Annotated in this window: 14 protein-coding genes; 3 read left to right on the plus strand and 11 right to left on the minus strand. The window is 71.2% G+C overall.

Annotation, left to right across the window (positions count from 1 at the left end; translation table 11 throughout):
* Positions 1-17: 17 nt before the first annotated feature.
* The 4 genes from ACFVY3_RS07095 to ACFVY3_RS07110 all read right to left on the minus strand — a co-directional run bounded on the left by ACFVY3_RS07095 (position 18) and on the right by ACFVY3_RS07110 (position 4,359).
* Positions 18-1,214 (minus strand): acetyl-CoA C-acetyltransferase, encoded by a 1,197-nt coding sequence (locus ACFVY3_RS07095; RefSeq protein ID WP_400159238.1) that lies wholly within the window; start codon positions 1,212-1,214, stop codon positions 18-20.
* A 64-nt stretch (positions 1,215-1,278) separates the two neighbouring features.
* Positions 1,279-2,541, minus strand: a complete 1,263-nt coding sequence (locus ACFVY3_RS07100; RefSeq protein WP_364137539.1) for an acyl-CoA dehydrogenase family protein — start codon at positions 2,539-2,541, stop codon at positions 1,279-1,281.
* A 145-nt stretch (positions 2,542-2,686) separates the two neighbouring features.
* On the minus strand, positions 2,687-3,442 hold the full coding sequence (locus ACFVY3_RS07105; protein ID WP_364137537.1) for a TetR family transcriptional regulator: 756 nt from the start codon (positions 3,440-3,442) through the stop codon (positions 2,687-2,689).
* Positions 3,439-4,359 (minus strand): helix-turn-helix transcriptional regulator, encoded by a 921-nt coding sequence (locus ACFVY3_RS07110; protein ID WP_364137535.1) that lies wholly within the window; start codon positions 4,357-4,359, stop codon positions 3,439-3,441. Before ACFVY3_RS07110 ends, ACFVY3_RS07105 begins: the two co-directional genes overlap by 4 nt.
* An 85-nt stretch (positions 4,360-4,444) precedes the next feature.
* On the opposite strand from ACFVY3_RS07110, the gene ilvD reads away from it, so the two are divergent.
* The gene (gene ilvD / locus ACFVY3_RS07115; RefSeq protein WP_400159239.1) at positions 4,445-6,304 is read left to right on the plus strand and encodes a dihydroxy-acid dehydratase; all 1,860 of its coding nucleotides are present in this window, start codon (positions 4,445-4,447) and stop codon (positions 6,302-6,304) included.
* Between the two features lie 154 nt (positions 6,305-6,458).
* Positions 6,459-6,959 (plus strand): DUF664 domain-containing protein, encoded by a 501-nt coding sequence (locus tag ACFVY3_RS07120; RefSeq protein WP_400159240.1) that lies wholly within the window; start codon positions 6,459-6,461, stop codon positions 6,957-6,959.
* 51 nt (positions 6,960-7,010) lie between these two features.
* On the opposite strand, the gene ggt is transcribed toward ACFVY3_RS07120, so the two are convergent.
* The 7 genes from ggt to ACFVY3_RS07155 form a co-directional block, all read right to left on the minus strand.
* On the minus strand, positions 7,011-8,837 hold the full coding sequence (ggt, locus tag ACFVY3_RS07125; protein WP_400159241.1) for a gamma-glutamyltransferase: 1,827 nt from the start codon (positions 8,835-8,837) through the stop codon (positions 7,011-7,013).
* A gap of 90 nt (positions 8,838-8,927) precedes the next feature.
* A complete protein-coding gene (locus ACFVY3_RS07130; RefSeq protein ID WP_400159242.1) occupies positions 8,928-9,407 on the minus strand; it encodes an NUDIX domain-containing protein in 480 nt (159 codons plus the stop codon).
* Positions 9,404-10,321, minus strand: coding sequence for an SDR family oxidoreductase (locus ACFVY3_RS07135; protein ID WP_400159243.1), 918 nt, complete (start codon positions 10,319-10,321; stop codon positions 9,404-9,406). Before ACFVY3_RS07135 ends, ACFVY3_RS07130 begins: the two co-directional genes overlap by 4 nt.
* A 394-nt stretch (positions 10,322-10,715) precedes the next feature.
* Positions 10,716-11,216 carry a GNAT family N-acetyltransferase gene (locus tag ACFVY3_RS07140; protein ID WP_400159244.1) on the minus strand — a complete coding sequence of 167 codons (501 nt, stop codon included), beginning with the start codon at positions 11,214-11,216 and terminating at the stop codon, positions 10,716-10,718.
* 254 nt (positions 11,217-11,470) lie between these two features.
* Positions 11,471-12,514, minus strand: coding sequence for an NAD(P)-dependent alcohol dehydrogenase (locus ACFVY3_RS07145; protein WP_400159245.1), 1,044 nt, complete (start codon positions 12,512-12,514; stop codon positions 11,471-11,473).
* A gap of 249 nt (positions 12,515-12,763) precedes the next feature.
* Positions 12,764-13,036 carry a hypothetical protein gene (locus ACFVY3_RS07150; protein ID WP_400159246.1) on the minus strand — a complete coding sequence of 91 codons (273 nt, stop codon included), beginning with the start codon at positions 13,034-13,036 and terminating at the stop codon, positions 12,764-12,766.
* Between the two features lie 30 nt (positions 13,037-13,066).
* Entirely contained in the window at positions 13,067-14,089 is a 1,023-nt protein-coding gene (locus tag ACFVY3_RS07155; RefSeq protein WP_400159247.1) for an LLM class flavin-dependent oxidoreductase, read from the minus strand.
* A 108-nt stretch (positions 14,090-14,197) separates the two neighbouring features.
* Here ACFVY3_RS07155 and hrpB point away from each other — a divergent pair, with 108 nt between their 5' ends.
* Positions 14,198-16,891 (plus strand): ATP-dependent helicase HrpB, encoded by a 2,694-nt coding sequence (gene hrpB, locus ACFVY3_RS07160; protein ID WP_400159248.1) that lies wholly within the window; start codon positions 14,198-14,200, stop codon positions 16,889-16,891.
* Positions 16,892-16,894: the final 3 nt, after the last annotated feature.

The raw sequence follows: 16,894 nt of genomic DNA on the forward strand, positions 1-16,894 counted from the left end.
TTCGTCGGAGGGGGTGGTTAGGCTTTGAGGACCAGGGCGTCGCCCTGGCCGCCGCCGCCGCAGAGGGCGACGACGCCGGTGCCGCCGCCGCGGCGCTTCAGGGCGAGTGCCTGGTGCAGGACCAGGCGGGCCCCGGAGGCGCCGACGGGGTGGCCGAGGGCGATCGCGCCGCCTTCGGCGTTGACGACGTCGGTGTCGATGCCCAGGTCGTTGGCGGACTGGATCAGCACGGAGGCGAAGGCCTCGTTGATTTCCACCAGGTCCAGGTCCTTGGCGTGCAGTCCCTCCTGGGCGAGGGCGCGGTCGATGGCCCGCGCCGGCTGGGAGTGCAGGGAGCCGTCCGGGCCGGCGGTCTGGCCGTGGGCGCCGATCTCGGCGATCCACTCCAGGCCGGCGGCGATCGCGGCTTCCTTGCTGGCGATGACGAGGGCCGCGGCGCCGTCGGAGAGCGGCGAGGCCGAACCGGCGGTGATGGTGGCGGCGGCGTCCTTGGAGAACGCCGGGCGCAGCTGCGCGAGGGACTCGGCGGTGGTGTCGGCGCGGATGCCCTCGTCGTGCTCCAGGGTCAGGGCCGGGCCCTTCCGCTGGGGCACCTCGATCGGGGCGATTTCCTCGGCGAGGATCCCGGCGGCGCGGGCGGCCTCGGCGCGCTGGTGCGAGCGGGCCGCGACGGCGTCCTGCTCCTCGCGGCTGATCAGTCGTTCGACGTTGCCGGCGTCCGTGGCCTCGCCCATCAGCTTGCCGCTGACCGGGTCCTGCAGGCCGTCGTGGTTGAGGGAATCGAGCATGGGCGCGTCGCCGATAACGACGCCGGCGCGCAGTCCGGGGACCAGGTGCGGGGCGTTGGTCATGGATTCCTGGCCGGCGGCGACGATGAAGTCGGCCTCCCCGGCGCGGATCATCCGGGCGGCGTCGATCACGGCCGTGAGGCCGGAGAGGCAGAGCTTGTTGATGGTGACGGTGGGGACGTCCCAGCCGATGCCGGCGGCGAGGCTGGCCTGCCGGGCGGGGCCCTGGCCCGCGCCGGCCTGGATGACCTGGCCGACGATCACGGCGCCGACCTGTTCGGGGGCGACGCCGGTGCGCTCCAGTGCGGCACGGATGGCGTGGGCGCCCAGTTCGCTGGAGGAGAAGGCGGACAGGCCGCCGCGGAAGCGGCCGAACGGGGTGCGGGCGCCGCCGAGAATGACCGGGGTGATGGCGTTCTGGTTCATGGGTGGGTCCTTTGGTGGGTGGCGTCTGTCAGGGGACGGCGAATCAGGCGAAGGCGTGGAGGGGTCAGGCGAAGGCGGAGGTGCCGGTGATGCCGCGCCCGATGATGAGCGCCTGCATCGTCTCCGTGCCTTCGTAGGTGTGGATGGCCTCGATGTCGGCCAGGTGCCGGGCGACGCGGTTGGCCAGCAGGATGCCGTTGCCGCCGAGCAGGTCGCGGGCGTTGGAGGCGATGCCGCGGGCCAGCCGGGTGCAGGTGTACTTGGCCAGCGCGGCCTGTTCTGCGGTCAGGGTTCCGGCCTCGTCCAGCCGGGTCATCTGCACGACCATCAGCTGCATGGTGGAGAGCTCGCTGAGCATGCGGGCCAGCCGTTCCTGCACGATCTGCGAGGAGGCCAACGGGCGGCCGAACTGCTTGCGCTGCTTGGCGTACTGGACGGCAGTCTCGTAGCAGGCGGTCGCGTGGCCGACGGCGGACCAGGCGACGCTGAGCCGGGTGGCCAGGAGCACGCGGGCGGTGTCCTTGAAGGTCCGGGCGCCCGGCAGGATGTTCTCCTCCGGAACGAAGACGTTCTCCAGCCGGATGTGGGCCTGCCAGATGGCGCGCAGGGCAAGCTTGCCCTCGATGGTGGTGCCGGTGTATCCGGGGGAGTCCTGCGGGACGAGGTAGCCGTGGACCTGCCCGTCCTCGCCGCGGGCCCACACCACGCTGAGGCCGCCGATGGAGCCGTTGCCGATCCACTTCTTCTCGCCATTGAGCAGGACGCCGCCGTCGGTGGGGGTGGCGGTGGATTCCAGGCCCACGGAGTCGGATCCGTGGGTGGGTTCGGTGAGGGCGAAGGCGGCGTACTCGGTGCCGTCGGCGATGGGCGCCAGCCAGCGCTGCTTCTGTGCCTCGGATCCGCATTCTGCGACCGAGCGGAGGGCCAGGCCGCCCTGCACGGCGATCATCGTGGCCACGGAGCCGTCGCCGCGGCTGATTTCCATGGTGACCAGGCCGGCGGCCATGCTGCTCATCGGGGAGTGGCCCTCGACGTCGATCCCGTCGCGCAGCAGGTCCAGTTCGCCGAGGCGGCGCAGCAGGTGCACGGGGTACTCGGCGCGTTCCCAATAGCCGTCGATCACCGGCAGCACCTCGTCCTGGACGAAGCCGCGGGCGCGGTCCCAGTAGGCGCGGTCCTCGCCGCCGATGCCGGTGAAGAGGGCTGCCGGGTCGGTTCCCAGCGCCTCGGTCAGGAGGTAGTCCGGCTCCACGGTGCCGGCGGGGAAGCCGGCCGGGACGGTGCTGGAATGTTCGGTGGCCGCGGAGGCGGGCGACGTCGTCGTCATGTGCGTGCTGGTCCTCGTCGATAGCGTCGGCGGCTGCGCCGCCCGTGGCGTGGCTCACACCACGTCGATCAAGGATGCAATGAAACGCAGTTCCACGTCAAGAAACTCCGTTCCAAGGTGGCTGCGGCGCGTTGGGGGGAACTCGTCAGGGGAGCGCGTCGCGGACCGCGCGGGCCACGGCGTCCTTGTCCGCGGCTCCGGCCAGCACGGTCACCACCACGGTGCTGGCTGCCGCAGTCGGGGCGGTGCCGAGCAGGACCGGGCGGAACAAGGCGGACAGGCCGCGGAGTTCCGTGGCGAGATCGCGCATCCGCCCGGTGTCGGCGTTCTCCTGCTGTCGGGTTTCTTCGGTGGCGGGGGAGCGCAGCCATTGGCGGAGGAAGGCGTTGTGGACGGCGACGACGGCGGCCGCGTAGGCGACGGCGGTGTGCTCACGGTGATCCGCCCCGGCCAGTTGGTCACCCGTTCCGGCGGCGGCGGAGGCGGCGGCCGGCAGACGGTCCAGCAGGTGCACGAGGAAGGCGCGCTCGTACCGGTGCGAGGTGACCAGTTCCCGGTCCCGGAGCGAGGGCACGGCCTGCATCAGTTCGTAGCGTGCCAGGGAAGTTTCGCGGTGGCGCAGGTGGTGCTCGAACACCAGCAGGGCGGCGTCCTCGACGGCGGCGAGCGGATCCTGCCGGGAGTCGGCCAGCCGTCCGGTGACCTGCGCCAGGATCCGCTCGTGGTCGGCGAAGACCACGTCTTCCTTCGACCCGAACTTGCGGAAGAAGGTGCTGCGGCTCATCCCGGCGGCCTCGGCGAGTTCCTCCACGGAGGTGGCGTCGAAGCCCTGCCGGGCCAGCAGCCCGATGGCGGCGGCCGCCGGGCTGTCGGCGTCGTGGGTCAGGGGCTGGCTGGTCATGGCCCGAAAGTAGCACACCGCCGGGCCCGGCCCGGGTCGGATCGCCCCGGATCGCCCAGGCCCGGGCCGGCGCCGGATTCCTGGCTGGCCGGCGGGATGAGCCGTCCCATCAGGGACCCGGCACCGCTGCCCGGAGCCGGCGTGTAGACCACCAGGTGAAGGTCCGGCCGGTCCGAGGGGGAGAGCTGATGGTGTTCCAACCGCAGGATGCCGACGCTCGGGTGGCGGAAGACCCTCTCCCGCGACTCGAAGCCAAGAATGTCGTACCGGTCCCAGCCCTCCTTGAACTCCGGGCTGGCGGACTTGAGCCGTTCCACCAGGTTCCTGACGTCGACGTCGCCCAGGCGCTGCCCGGTTTCGGCGCGGAACTCGGCCAGGAACCGCTGGCTGGTCACCTCCCAATCCGGCAGGAGGTCCCGGACGTAGGGGTCGGTGAAGACGAGCCACAGCAGGTTGCGGTCGGCAGCGGGCACGGTGGCGATGTTGGGGAAGAGGGCCGCGTAGGCGCTGTTCCAGCCCGCAATGCCCCAGTCAGGAAACAGGGCGAACGATGGGTTCGGGTCCAAGGCGTCGAGCAGGCGCTGGAGATGGGCGGGGGCGGTGGCCGCCGCGGCGGGACCCGGCCCGACGGCGGCGTAGCCCCCGAGGGAGAGGACGTAGTCCAGTCCGGCGTCCGAGAGATGCAGGGCCCGGCCGACCGCTTCGAGGACCTGGCGGGACGGGTTGATGTCCCGTCCCTGCTCCAGCCAGGTGTACCAGGTCACGCTGACGCCGGAGAGGAACGCTACCTCCTCGCGGCGCAGGCCCCGCTCGCGGGTGCGGGACAGGGGTGGGAGGCCGTAATCCACCCGAACGGCCTGGTTCCGACGGGCCCGCAGGAAGAGCCCCAGTTCTTTGCGACGATCGGCGTGCTGCACCTAGAAATACTATTACTCTGTTAGTTCTACTACTAGTATCAAGGCCGTCTTCACCCCGGCTGCGGCGCAGTGCAGGATGATACACATGCCTGCACTTCGCTCTAAAACAGTCACCCACGGCCGGAACATGGCCGGAGCCCGCGCCCTGCTGCGCGCCTCCGGCGTCGCCAACTCGGACATCGGAAAACCGATCATTGCCGTGGCCAACTCCTTTACGGAGTTCGTCCCCGGCCACACCCACCTCGCCCCCGTGGGGCGGATCGTCTCCGACGCGATCCTGGCCGCCGGAGCGGTTCCCCGCGAGTTCAACACCATCGCCGTGGATGACGGCATCGCCATGGGCCACGGCGGCATGCTGTACTCGCTGCCCTCCCGCGACCTGATCGCCGACTCCGTGGAGTACATGGTCAACGCCCACTGCGCCGACGCCCTGGTCTGCATCTCCAACTGCGACAAGATCACCCCCGGCATGCTGATGGCCGCGCTGCGCCTGAACATCCCCGTGGTGTTCGTCTCCGGCGGCCCCATGGAGGCCGGCCGCGTCACCCTGACCGACGGCTCCGTCCGCTCCCTGGACCTGGTGAACGCCATCTCCGACGCCGTGGACGAGTCCATTTCCGACGCCGACATCAACCTCATCGAAGAAAACGCCTGCCCCACCTGCGGATCCTGCTCCGGCATGTTCACCGCCAACTCGATGAACTGCCTCACCGAGGCCATCGGCCTGTCCCTGCCCGGCAACGGCTCCGTGCTCGCCACCCACACCGCGCGCAAGGCGCTGTACGAGAAGGCCGGGGCCACCGTCGTCGAGCTCGTGAAGCGTTACTACGACGGCGACGACGAGTCGGTGCTGCCCCGTTCGATCGCCACCGCCAAGGCCTTCGACAACGCCATGGCGCTGGACATCTCCATGGGCGGATCAACCAACACCATCCTGCACCTGCTGGCCGCAGCCCAGGAGGCGGGCGTTGACTATGGCCTGGCCGAGATGGACGCCAAGTCCCGCCAGGTACCCTGCCTGGCCAAGGTTGCCCCGAACGTGGCCAAGGACCGGACCTACTACATGGAGGATGTACACCGTGCCGGCGGCATCCCCGCACTGCTGGGCGAGCTGAACCGCGGCGGCCTCCTGCACAAGGACGTCCACTCGGTGCACTCGTCCGACCTGGACGGCTGGCTGGACGACTGGGACATCCGCGGCGGCAAGGCCACGGAGGAAGCCAGCGCCCTGTGGCACGCGGCCCCCGGCGGCGTCCGGTCCTCCACCGCGTTTTCCCAGTCGAACGAGTGGACCTCGCTGGACACCGACTCCGCCGAAGGCTGCATCCGCTCCGTGGAGCACGCCTACTCCAAGGACGGCGGGCTGGCCGTGCTCCGCGGCAACGTGGCCGTGGACGGCGCCGTGGTGAAGACCGCCGGTGTGGATGAATCCATCTGGACCTTCTCCGGCCCGGCCGTGGTGTGCGAATCCCAGGATGAGGCCGTGGAGAAGATCCTGAACAAGACGATCAAGGAAGGCGACGTGGTGGTCATCCGCTACGAGGGGCCCAAGGGCGGTCCGGGCATGCAGGAAATGCTGTACCCGACGTCGTTCCTCAAGGGCCGCGGCCTGGGCAAGAAGTGCGCCCTGATCACCGACGGCCGCTTCTCCGGCGGCACCTCCGGCCTGTCCATCGGGCACATCTCCCCGGAGGCTGCCTCCGGCGGAACTATCGCGCTGGTCGAAGACGGGGACATCATCAGCATCAACATCAGCCAGCGGTCCCTGCAGCTTGAAGTCAGCGATGAGCTGCTGGCCGAGCGGCGGGAGAAGCTGCTGATCAACGGCGGCTACAAGCCCAAGGACCGGGAACGCGAGGTCTCGGCCGCGCTGCGGGCATACGCCGCCATGGCCACCTCCGCCGACAAGGGCGCCGTCCGCGACGTAACGCTCCTGGGCGGCTAGTCCCCGCCGTCTTACTGTCCGCGCACGGCAGCGGCGGCCCGTTGCCCTATCACCTATGGTGCCTATGACTCCTCCGAGGCACCCGGAAGTGATAGGGCAACGGGCCGTTCGTGTGCCAGCATGGGCGGACGAACGACGCCAGGGAGGGAATGGAATGAAATCCAACGAACTGCTGCTCGATGCTTTTGGCCGGATCCGCGAAACGGTGGAGGCCGTGCTGGACGGAACGGGCGAACGAGACCTGGCCCGGCGCCCGGGAGGGACCGGTAACTCCATCGCCTGGCTTCTCTGGCACCTGGCCCGGGTGGAGGACTCCCAGGTCTCCTCCGCCGCCGGCCTTCCGCAGGTCTGGACCGCCCAGGGCTTCGCCGGCAGGTTCGGCCTCCCGCTGCCCGAGCGGGACACCGGCTACGGCCACTCCTCCGCCCAGGTGGATTCCGTGACCGTCGGGCCGGACCTGCTGTTGGAGTACTACGACGCCGTCCACCGGCAGACCGCCGGCTTCATCGAAGGCCTGGACGACGGCGCGCTGGACCGGGTGGTGGATGAGCGGTGGGATCCGCCCGTCACCCTGGGCGTGCGCCTGGTCAGCACCGTGGCGGACTGCCTCCAGCACGTGGGCCAGGCTGCGTACGCCAAGGGCCTGGGCGGCTGATCCGCCCAGGCCCCTGGTCAGGCTGGTTGCTGCGTGTGAAACCGCCGGCGGTTACCTGCCGGCGCTGAGCACCATGGCCGAGCCGCCGCCGCGACGGACCGGTTCGGCGGCGGCGGTCAGCCGTCCGCCGGGCCCGAACTCGATCGCCGTCGCGGCGCCGATCTCCGCCGCGGACGTGAAGGCGTCACCCGACGGGGTGAACTGGTGCCCGAACGGCGTGAGCTGATCGCCGTAGGCCGCAATGAAGGCAGGCTCCGCGGTGACCTTCGCCGTGTTCCGCTGCGAGGCGCGGGGCGCGGCGATGGCCTCCGAAATGGTCATGCCCAGGTCCACCCGGTTCAGGATGGTCTGCAGCACGGTGGTGATGATCGTGGACCCGCCGGGCGAGCCCAGGGCGACGAACGGGGCGGCGTCCTTGAGGATGATGGTCGGGGACATCGAGGAACGGGGACGCTTCCCGGGTTCGATCCGGTTCGGGTCCTGCGCGTCATAGACCGTGGAGAAGTCGGTCAGCTCGTTGTTGAGCAGGAAACCGCGGCCGGGAACCACCATGCCGGAACCGCCGGTCTGTTCGATCGTGAGCGTGTACTCGGCCACGTTGCCCCACTTGTCCGCCACCGTGAGGTTGGTGGTGGAGATGTTCTCGGTGTCCTTTTCGCTGGCCGCCGGCGCCGTGGAGGCGGGGCACACGCCGTCGTAGTTGGCGACATCGCCCGGCGCCACCGGCTTGGTGGCCGCGTGCAGGGGATCGATCAGGCAGGCGCGCTCCTTGCCGAAGAGCGGATCGGTCAGGGCCGCCGTCGGGACCGTGACCTTGGCCGGGTCGCCGACATACTTGCCGCGGTCGGCGAAGGACAGGGCGCTGGCCTCCAGGTAGTGGTGCAGCGCGCCGGCGGTGGACAGGCCGGAGAGGTTGGTGGGGGCCAGGATGTTCAGGGCCTCGCCCACGGTGGTGCCGCCGCTGCTGGAGGGAGCCATGCCGTAGACGTCCAGTCCGCGGTAGCCCACCCGCGTGGGGGCCTGGTCCGCGGCCCGGTAACCGGCCAGGTCCGCCGTCGTCATCGATCCCGCGGGCACGGGCAGCGTGGTCCCGGGGGCCTTGGCGGGGTTCTGGACGGTGGCCGCGATGTCGGCGGCCAGCGGCCCGGTGTAGAAGCCCGCGGTGCCCTGCTTGGCCAGGAGCCGGTAGGTCGCGGCGAGGTCGTGGTTCTGGAAGATGCTGCCGACGGCGGGGGCGTCGCCGCCGGGAAGGAACAGCTCGCTGGTGGCCGGGAACGCGGCGAACCGGGCCTTGTTGTCCAGGGTCTGCTGGCGGAAGGTGGGGTCGACGACGAAGCCGCGGTCGGCCACCTTGATGGCCGGTTTCAGGGCCTCGCCCAATCCCAGGCTGCCCCACCGTTCCAGGGCGCGCTGCCAAGTGGCCGGGGTACCCGGGACGCCGACGGCGACGCCGCTGGTGACCAGTTCCGGGGTGAATCGGTAGGGCTTCCCGGTGGACTTGTCGATGAAGGCGTCGGGGGTGATGCCGGCCGGCGCGGTTTCCCGGCCGTCGATGGTGCCCACTGACTTGCTCTTGGCGTCGTAGTACACGAAGTACCCGCCGCCGCCGACGCCGGCGCTATACGGTTCGGTGACACCCAGGGTGGCGGCCGCCGCGACCGCCGCGTCGGCCGCGTTGCCGCCCTTGCGGAGGACCTCGATCGCCGCAGCGGACGCCTCCGGATCGACGGTGCTCACGGCACCGCCGTACCCGGTGGCGGTGGGGGTCTTCTCCGTCTCGCGGGGATCGGCGACGGCGGGGCCCGCGACGGCGCCGCCGGCCACGGTGAGTGCCAGCGCCGCCGTCAGGGCGGAGAGCCTGCGTCCTGGTGTTTTCATGAATGCTCCCGGTGAAGAGGTCAGTCGATTGATGTCACACTACGTGTCGATTTTGTGACATTCAATGACAAGACGTTCTGCGACGAGGCGTCAGGTCGGTTCCGGCCTCCTGTCGAGGCGCCGGACCAGGGCGTCGAGTATGGGGAGCTGGCCGCGGACCAGCCGGAGCCTGGCCTCGTCCTCGCCAACCCATTCGGCTGCGTCGATCTCGGGGAATTCCCGGATGGTGCCCGAGCCCCTGGGCCATTCCAGCGGGAAGGTGTTGCTGACGATCCGCTCCGGGGCGAAGTCCGTCTCCGCGGCGAAGACGGTGACTACCTTCCCGGATGACTGCCGGAAGCTGCCCAACTGAATGTAGTCGGCCTCGGGCGGTGGGGTGCCGATCTCTTCGGTGAACTCACGCCGGGCCGCGGCGAGCGGGTCCTCCTGGTCCGTGTGGATGCCCTTCGGGATGGACCAGGACGCGGTTTTCTTGCGCGCCCAGTAAGGACCGCCCATGTGGGCGATCCAGACCTCCAGCCCGGCGCCGGTCCGGCGGTAGAGCAGCAGGCCCGCGCTGTGGACGGTCACTTGGCTGCCGGGTCCGCTTCGTTGCCGGTCCCGTGTTCCGGCGCGGCGTCCTTGAGCGCGGCCACGGCCGAACGCACCGCGTCGGGCATGGTGGTGGCCGGCCGCCCGATCAGGGATGCGAGCTGGCCGGAGGTGACCAGAAGGTCGCCGCGGGCAATGCCGACGTCGGAGTCGGCGAGGATGCCGGCGAAGTCCGCGGGGACCCCGAATCCGGCCAGCATCGCGGCGTAGTCCGCGGCAGGGAGGTCCTGGTAGGCCACGGGTTGTCCGGCCGCCGCGCTGATCTCGGCCGCCAGTTCCGCCATGGTGAAGGCCTGGTCGCCGCCGAGTTCATAGACCTTGCCGGCCTGGTCATCGGCCAGGAGCACGGCTGCCGCCGCGTCCGCGTAGTCGGCGCGGGCGGCGGCGCTGACCTTGCCGTCACCGGCGCTGCCGGCGAAGCCGCCCTGGGCCAGGGTGCCCGGCAGCTGTTCGGTGTAGTTCTCCAGGTACCAGCCGTTGCGGAGGAGGACGTGGGGCAGTCCGGACTCGGCGAGGAGCTTCTCGGTGGCCTGGTGTTCGGCGGCGAGCTTCATCCCCGTGCTGTCCGCGTTGGCGATGCTGGTGTAGGCGAGGAGTTCCACGCCCTCGGCCCGGGCGGCGTCGATGACGGTCCGGTGCTGTTCGAGGCGCTGGCCGACGGCGCTGCCGGAAATCAGCAGCACCTTGGACGCACCCTTGAGGGCCGCCGCGACCGACCCGGCGTCGTCGTAGTCCATGGCCCGGACCTGGACGCCGCGGCCGGCGAAATCATCCAGCTTGTCGACGGCGCGGCCGACGGCGACGAGCTCGCCTGCGGGGGCGCCTCGGCGGAGCAGGGATTCCAGGACGAGGCGGCCCAGGTGGCCGGTGGCGCCGGTGACAACGATGCTCATGATGGTTCCTCTCGGGTGGTGTGCTCTTCCGAGGGCTTCAACACGCGGGCGGCACCGGATCATCCCGGCGGCTCACGCAGTCCAACCATCCGGCCCGGGGGGCGCCTGACCCGGGAGGCCGGGCCCGGGCCGCTACCAGTTCTGCGGGTCGTTGAGCCGGCACAGCTGCGAGCTGCACTGCCGGTCGCTGACCTGCCAGTCGGGTTGCCGGGCGGACGCCTGCCGCTGGTCGGTCCAGTTCGGAACCACCCGGGATCCGCAGGCCGGACAGGGCGGCTCAACGTGGGCGCGTCGCTGTGCCTTATTCATATTTCCCCCAAGAAATGTTGAAACGTACCCGCCACGGTAGCAATAACTCCAGTGACGTTACAAAACCCGGGGGCGGGGGTGGCTCCTAGGCGTCGTCGTCGGTGTGGCGGCGGAAGTCGCGGGATAGATAAAACGCCAGCGCGGCGAAGTTGCCGCTGTCCACCGTAACCGCCACCGTGTTGCGGCCCTGTATCTGGAGGGTGTCGAGGCAGTGGCTAAGCAGTTCGTCAGCCAGGCCCTGGCGGCGGAAGTCGGGGTGGGTGAAGAGTTCGGCGATCACGGCGTCCCATTCCCCGTCGCTGCCGGGGGCCGGTTCGGTGACGATGATGGCCGCGGTCAGCTGGCCCTCTGGTCCGGTCAGGACGGCGGAGGCCTCGGGAAGGTGGGCGCCCTCCGCTCCGGAGAGCAGCGCGTCGATCCAGCCCGTGGCCCGGTCGGGCGGCTGGGGAAGGCTCTCCGCGTACGACTCGTGATACATCCGTGAGAGTTCGTCGACGTCGTCGGCCTTGATGGGGCGGAGGGGCACGCCGCGGCGGGCGGAGCCGCCAGTGGCCGTTTCAGCGGTGAGGACGAACAGGGGATTCACGGCGACCTGCACTCTCTCCTGGGCGGAGTCGGGGGATGCCCGGGCCGGGGCGGTGCGCTCCGGCCTTCCATCCAGACTGTACCGCCAATATTGCGCCCCGGTTTCGGGCCGGTGATATTTGTGGAGATCTTTCGGTTGGCCCACGGCCCGGACACAGGAACGGCCCGGCGGCACAGGGGATTCCTGCGCCGCCGGGCCGTCTGCCGGCACCGCGGGCGGGCCACACGCGGCGGACCATCCCGGTGACGGGGTGCCTAGCTGAGCGTGGCCGTGTCGATGACGAAGCGGTAGCGCACGTCGGAAGCCAGGACGCGCTCGTAGGCCTCGTTGATCTTCTCGGCCGGGATGACCTCGATCTCGGCGCCAAGGTGGTGCTCGGCGCAGAAGTCCAGCATCTCCTGGGTCTGGCGGATGCCGCCGATCATGGAGCCGGCGAAGGAGCGCCGGCCGCCGATCAGGGCGAACGCGTTGACCGGCAGCGGCTCGGCGGGGGCGCCGACGTTGACCATGGTGCCGTCGAGGCGCAGCAGCTGCAGGTAGGAGCTGATGTCGATCGAAGCGCTGACCGTGTTGATGATCAGGTCGAAGCTGCCGGCGAGCTCACTGAAGGTGTTCTCGTCGCTCGTGGCGTAGTAGTGGTCGGCGCCCAGCTTCAGGCCGTCTTCCTGCTTCTTCAGCGACTGCGAGAGCACGGTCACCTCGGCGCCCATGGCGTGGGCGATCTTGACGGCCATGTGGCCCAGGCCGCCCAGGCCGACGACGGCGACCTTCTTGCCGGGGCCCGCGTTCCAGTGCTTCAGCGGGGAGTAGGTGGTGATGCCGGCGCACAGCAGGGGAGCGGCGACGTCGAGCTCGATGCCCTCCGGGATCCGCACCACGAAGTCTTCGGTGACGACGACGTGGGTGGAGTAGCCGCCCTGGGTGATGGTGCCGTCACGGTCGACGGCGCCGTAGGTGCCGGTGTTGCCCTTGAGGCAGTACTGCTCTTCGCCGGCCTGGCAGTTCACGCAGTCGCCGCAGGAGTTGACCATGCAGCCGACGCCGACGCGGTCGCCGACGGCGTGCTTGGTGACGGCGGAGCCGACCTCGGTGACGATGCCGGCGATCTCGTGGCCGGGAGCGAGCGGGTAGGACTGGGGGCCCCAGTCGCCGCGGACGGTGTGGATATCCGAGTGGCAGATGCCGGCGAACTTGATCTCGATCAGGACGTCATGGGGTCCGACGTCGCGGCGTTCGATCGTGGTGGGGACCAGGTCGCCGGTGGCGGACGGTGCGGCATAAGCGTTAACGGTAAGCATGTATCTCCAGTGTGTATCTGTGATTCGTTAGCGGTCTGGGGAGAATCAACAACAGCTGCCGGCGGGGGATCAGCCCAAGGCTGCGCCGGAATGTGACCCCGGCCGGCGAACCGATCGGAGCCTCAGTGGGAGACAACAGCGCACCCGGCGGGATTGTTCCGCAGTGTGCTGATTAATTTTTTGTTTGAGTCCGACGCCGGCGCCGTGGGGGTGGTTGGTCAGGCGCGTGGGTGGCGGGTGGAAGACGGGTCAGGCGCGTCCGCGGGCCATGTGCGGGTGGACGCGGACGTACTCGATCCGGTTGCCGGAGTTGGTCCGTGCCTTCGGTGTCCGGGAGAAGCCCTTCGCGTCCAGGTTGTTTCCGGCCCGGAACTCGGCCAGCGACCGGTCGTAGGCGGCGTTGAGGTCCCATCCGGTGAACTCCGCGGTGGAGCCGTCGCTGAAGGTGATGGTGACGGGGGTGCCGGCCGGAAGGTGCCGAGGCATCCGGATGAAGCCCTCGTCGTCCTGCTGGAAGTGCATCAGGGGGTCTGCTCTCTGTGGGGGACAGGCTCAGCGCCAGCCCAGTTGCGGGGCGACGTGCTTGAGCACGGACTCGATGACGTGGGCGTTGTAGTCGACGCCCAGCTGGTTGGGGACGGTCAGCAGCAGGGTGTCGGCCGCGGCGATCGCCTCGTCCTCGGCCAGTTTGGCGGCAAGTTCGTCCGGGGCTCCGGCGTAGGAGCGGCCGAAGATCGCCCGGGTCTTCTCGTCGATGTTGCCGATCTGGTCCGAGCTGCTCCGGTCACGGCTGAAGTAGTGCCAGTCCCGCTCGTCCGTCAGGGCGAAGATGCTGCGGCTGACCGACACACGGGGTTCGCGCTGGTGGCCGGCGTCTTTCCAGGCCTCCCGGTAGAGCTCGATCTGTTCGGCCTGCTGGATGTGGAAGGGCTTGCCGCTCTCGTCGTCCTTGAGCGTGGAACTCTGCAGGTTCATGCCGAGTTTCGCAGCCCAGACCGCGGTGGCGTTGGAGCCGGAGCCCCACCAGATCCGCTCACGGAGCCCCGCCGAGTACGGCTCAATCCGCAACAGCCCCGGCGGGTTCGGGAACATCGGCCGCGGGCTCGGCGCGGCGAAGCCCTCGCCCTTCAGTACCTCGAGCAGCCGTTCGGTGTGGCGGCGGCCCATGTCGGCGTCGGATTCGGCGTCCGCCGGGGTGTAGCCGAAGTGCCGCCAGCCGTCGATGACCTGCTCGGGTGACCCGCGGCTGATGCCGAGCTGCAGCCGCCCGCCGCTGATCAGGTCCGCCGCCCCGGCGTCCTCGGCCATGTAGAGCGGGTTCTCGTAGCGCATGTCGATGACGCCGGTGCCGATCTCGATGCGGCTGGTCCTGGCACCGACCGCCGCCAGCAGCGGGAAGGGAGAGGCGTACTGCTGGGCGAAGTGGTGGACGCGGAAGTAGGCGCCGTCCGCGCCCAGTTCCTCGGCCGCGACGGCGAGGTCGATCGCCTGCAGGAGTGCGTCCGAGGCGCTGCGGGTGCCGGACTCCGGGTGGTCGGTCCAGTGGCCAAAGGACAGGAAGCCAATGTTTTTCACACCAGCCCCAACGCGCCACCGGGGGTTCCTATTCCGTCCGTCGGGCCGTTCTGCGGGTGGGGAACGGCGGCGTGCGGCCCGGTGCGCCGGGGCGGGGAGAATGGAAGCGTGACTGCACCCGCCCGGAATCCGCGCCCCTATCGCCGCCCGTTTGATGTGGCCGCCATCGGCGCGGGCCTGGTATTCGCCGGGTCCCTGGAAGAGCTGGCCGGGGCGCTGGCGGCCGGTGGCCCCGGGGCTGCCGCGGTGGTGGAGGCGCCGCCGGGGACCGGAAAGACCACGCTGGTCCCCCCGTTGCTGGCGAACCTGGCCCTGGCCGGCGCCGCGGCCGCGGACACGAACGGGGCGCCCGCCCGGATCGTGGTCACCCAGCCCCGCCGGGTGGCCGCCCGCGCCGCCGCCCGCCGCCTCGCGGCCCTGGACGGCAGCCCGCTGGGGGATCGGGTGGGCTACGCCGTGCGCGGCGAGCGGCGGACCGGCCCGGACACGCTCGTGGAATTCGTCACCCCCGGGATCCTGCTGCGTCGCCTGCTCGCCGACCCTGGACTGGAGGGGATCGCCGCCGTCGTGCTGGATGAGGTGCACGAACGCGGGCTGGAGACGGATTTGCTGCTGGGCATGCTGGCCGAGGTGCGCCAGCTCCGCGGCGACCTGGCCCTGGTCGCAATGTCCGCCACCCTGGACGCGCGCCGCTTCGCCGAACTGCTTGGGGACGCCGATGCCTCCCCGGCCGTGCCGGCGCCCGTCGTCGGCTGCCCCAGCGCGCTCCATCCGCTGGAGGTGCAGTGGGCGCCCGCGCAGGGACCGCGGCTGGACGCCCGCGGCGTGACCCGCTCCTTCCTGGACCACGTCGCGGACACGGCGGCCGCCGCGCACGCCGCCGCCCTCGCCGCCGGGGACGATCTCGACGCGCTCGTCTTCGTGCCGGGCGCCCGGGAAGTCACGCACGTGGCGTCCCGGCTGCGGGGACGGACGACGGCGGAGGTGCTGGAGCTGCACGGCCAGGCAGACCCCGCGACCCAGGACCGGGCGGTGTCCGGGCGCGTCTCCGGCGAACAGCCGCGGATCATCGTCAGCACCGCGCTCGCCGAATCATCCCTCACCGTCCCGGGCGTCCGCCTGGTGATCGACTCGGGCCTGGCCCGCGAACCGCGCCGCGACGCCGCCCGCGGAATGACCGGCCTGGTCACCGTGTCCTGTTCCCGGGCGTCCGCGGGCCAGCGGGCCGGCCGTGCAGCGCGCCTGGGCCCGGGCCGGGTGGTGCGCTGCTACGACGAGCGCAGTTTCGGTGCCGCCCCCGCGCACCCCACCCCCGAGATCTCGGTGGCGGACCTCACCGGGGCCGCCCTGGTGCTCGCCTGCTGGGGTTCCCCCGAGGGCCGCGGCATGGCCTGGCCGGATGCCCCGCCGGCCGCGGCGATGGCCGACGCCGCCGAGGTCCTGCGGGAACTGGGCGCCGTCGGCCCCGACGGCCACGCCACCGGCCTCGGCCGCACCCTGGCACGCATCCCCGCCGACCCGCGGCTGGGCCGCGCGCTCCTGGAGGGCGGTACCGCGGTGGGCCCCCGAGCGGCCGCCGAGGCCGTCGCCGCCGTGTCCGGCGGCCAGCGCGCCCCCGGGGCGGACCTGCCCGGGCTGCTGGCGGCACTGCGCTCGGGCAGGGATCCCGGCGCCCGCGCCTGGGCCGACGAGGTGCGGCGGCTGGAGTCGATCGCCCGTACCGCGGGCGCGCGTGGCCGAATTGCGCCCGAACCGGCGCCCTCCGCCGCCGCGGAGAGCGGGAAGAAACCGGCCGGCCCGGGGGCGCCCGGTGAGGAGGCCGGCCACGTCGTCGCCCTCGCCTTCCCCGACCGGGTGGCGTGCCGGGTGCCCGGCCCCGGCGACCGTTACCTGCTCGCCTCCGGCACCCGCGCCGCCCTTCCCGGCAGCAGCCGCCTCTCCGGGCAGGACTGGCTCGCCGTCGCGGAGGTCAGCCGCGCCGACGGTCACGAGGCCGCGGGCACCGGCGCCGTCATCCGCGCCGCGGCGCCGCTTGTCCCGGCAGATGCCGAAACCGCCGCCGCGCACCTGCTCACCGACACGGTGGTCGCGGCCTTCGACGGCGGCCGGGTAACCGCCCGCCAGGAACGCCGGCTGGGTGCGATCGTGCTGTCCTCCACCCCGGTGCGTCCGACGCCGGAAACGGGCCGCGCGGCCGTGGGCCGCGCCCTCGCCGGGGCGGGGCTGGGCGCCATCGGCTGGTCACCGGCCGCCGACGCGCTCCGCCGCCGGTTGGCCCTGCTCCACCGGGAGCTCGGCGCGCCGTGGCCGGACGTTTCGGAGGAGGCCCTGTTGGCCCGGCTGGAGGACTGGCTGGCGCCCGAACTCGAGGCGCTGGCCGCGGGCGGCCGCACTGCCGGTGTCGACCTCCTGGACCCGCTGCGGCGACTGCTGCCCTGGCCCGAAGCGTCCCGCTTGGCCGAGCTGGCGCCCGAATCCCTGAAGGTTCCCAGCGGCTCGATGGTCCGCATCGACTACCCCGCGGCGGACGACGACGGCGGCCGGCCCGTCGTCGCGGTCAAACTGCAGGAGTGCTTCGGCTGGGACCGGACGCCCCGGCTGGTGGAGGGCCGGGTGCCGGTGCTTTTCCATCTGCTGTCCCCGGCGCGGCGGCCGCTGGCGGTCACGGACGACCTTGCCTCGTTCTGGTCCGGGCCGTACGCCCAGGTCCGCGCGGAGATGCGCGGACGCTACCCGAAGCACCCGTGGCCGGAGGACCCGTGGACGGCCCCGGCCACCGCGAAGGTCAAGAACCGGATGTAGGCG

Source organism: Arthrobacter sp. BPSS-3 (genome assembly GCF_044628475.1).
In the GTDB taxonomy this organism is placed as follows: Bacteria; Actinomycetota; Actinomycetes; order Actinomycetales; family Micrococcaceae; genus Arthrobacter.